The sequence below is a fragment of the Bifidobacterium sp. genome (assembly GCF_051876855.1).
Lineage (GTDB): Bacteria > Actinomycetota > Actinomycetes > Actinomycetales > Bifidobacteriaceae > Bifidobacterium.
Genome location: NZ_JBJEIH010000056.1, coordinates 1 through 1,840, shown reverse-complemented (window position 1 = coordinate 1,840; position 1,840 = coordinate 1). Strand labels below are relative to the sequence as shown.

The following is a 1,840-nucleotide window of genomic DNA, read 5'->3' as shown; positions in this document are numbered from 1 at the left end:
GTTCAGGCAGATCAAGGCCGGACAGCTCCTCCTTGGCGGAGACGCGCAGACCGATGGTGTGCTTGATGACCCAGAAGATGATAATCATCGTTACCGTGGTCCAGGCCGCAACCGCGACCACACCGAGCAGTTCGACGCCCAGCAGCTTCAAGCCGCCGCCGTAGAACAGGCCGCCGTCCTTCGCGAACAGGCCGACCAGCAGGGTGCCGCCGGCGCCGCAGCAACCGTGGGCGGCGAATGCACCGACCGGGTCATCGATCTTGAACTTGTTCTCGACGATGGATGCGGCGTACACGTAGATGAACGCGCAAATCAGGCCGATGAAGAAGGCGCCGACCGGGCTGACCACATCGCAGCCCGCGGTGATGCCGATCAGGCCGGCGAGCGCGCCGTTGATGGTCAGGCCGACATCCGGCTTGCCGTACTTCTTCCACGCGAGGAACATCGCGGTGAGCGCGCCGACAGCGGCCGCAAGGTTCGTGGTGATGAAGATGCTGCCCATCTCCACCCAGGTGTCCTTGCCGTCAGCGGTGATTGTGGAGCCCGGATTGAAGCCGAACCAGCCGATCCACAGCAGGAAGATGCCAAGCATGGCGAGCGTCATGCTGTGACCGGGGATTGCGCGGGCCTTGCCGTTCTTGTCGAACTTGCCGATACGCGGGCCGAGGAAGATCGCGCCAATCAGCGCGGAGATGCCGCCGACCATGTGCACCACGGTGGAGCCGGCGAAATCATGGAAGCCAAGCTGGGCGAGCCAGCCGTCCGAGTTCCAGCACCAGTGGCCGGAAATCGGGTAGACGATTGCGGAAATCAGGGCGCTGTAAATCAGGTAGGCGGAGAACTTCGTGCGTTCCGCCATGGCGCCGGAAACGATGGTCGCGGATGTCGCGCAGAACACGGTCTGGAACATCAGGTAGACCATCGTCGGAACGTATTGGTTGTACTGGTAGCTGCTTGTCACGAAGAAATCAGGCTTGCCGATGATGCCGCCGATGGACGGGCCGAACATGATGCCGAAACCGAAAATCCAGAACAGAACCGTGCCGATACAGTAGTCCATCAGGTTCTTCATGGCGATATTGCCGGCGTTCTTCGCTCGCGTGAAACCTGTCTCAAGCATCGCGAAGCCGGCTTGCATCATGAACACCAGCGTCGCGGCGAGCAATGTCCAGATGACATTGGTCGATGACATGGCACCCACTTCCTTTCCTCTCTTATGGATGACCGTCCGAATCCGAAGGGCGTGGACGCTGTGTCCGAAGGATGTGAACGCCGTGTCCGAAGAAGCGGCCTCAACCCATCTCTTGTGCGTCCCGGATTCTGGCAACCATGCTAAACAGGCGGATTTCTTGGGAACGCACACCTTGTTACGGGCAGGTCACGTAGGTTGCGCTCTTGTAACAGTCGATACCGCGGCGAGATTACAGTGAATCCATAAGCGAATCCATATATATGATGTCGGTTTGCGGGCAGATTGACGGCAGGCGGGCTGAATGTATGCGTGCCGTGCGCGTCATGTATGACATACGCATCATGCGCGCGAAATGTGCTATGTGTGCACGCTGGGAGTGACGGGGCGCCGACGGTCGAAATGTCCAAGGCGTTCGGGAAAGGAAGGTTCCGATGGCGGTGTTCGTCGCAACGTTATGCGCGATCTTGGTGCTGACCATGCTGTCTGGTGCAATTTGCCGGAAAACCGGGCTGCCTGAGGTCGTCGGGCAGATCGTGGTGGGCATCGTCTGCGGTCCGGCCGTGCTCGGGGTGATGCAGCCCAGCGACTCCACCGAATTGTTCAGCAATATCGGCATTATCGTGCTCATGTTCCTCGGCGGGGTGGGCT

Annotated in this window: 2 protein-coding genes; one reads left to right on the top strand and one right to left on the bottom strand. The window is 59.9% G+C overall.

The genetic code is table 11. The annotated features are described in order from the left end of the window. Nucleotides 1-1,192, bottom strand: a 1,192-nt coding sequence (locus tag ACI38B_RS04180) for an ammonium transporter (RefSeq protein ID WP_439729654.1), incomplete at its 3' end; no start/stop codon positions are given. A gap of 431 nt (nt 1,193-1,623) precedes the next feature. Between ACI38B_RS04180 and ACI38B_RS04175 the strand changes: the two genes are divergently transcribed. Beyond that, nucleotides 1,624-1,840: cation:proton antiporter domain-containing protein (locus ACI38B_RS04175; RefSeq protein ID WP_439729653.1), on the top strand; the 217-nt coding region annotated here is incomplete at its 3' end.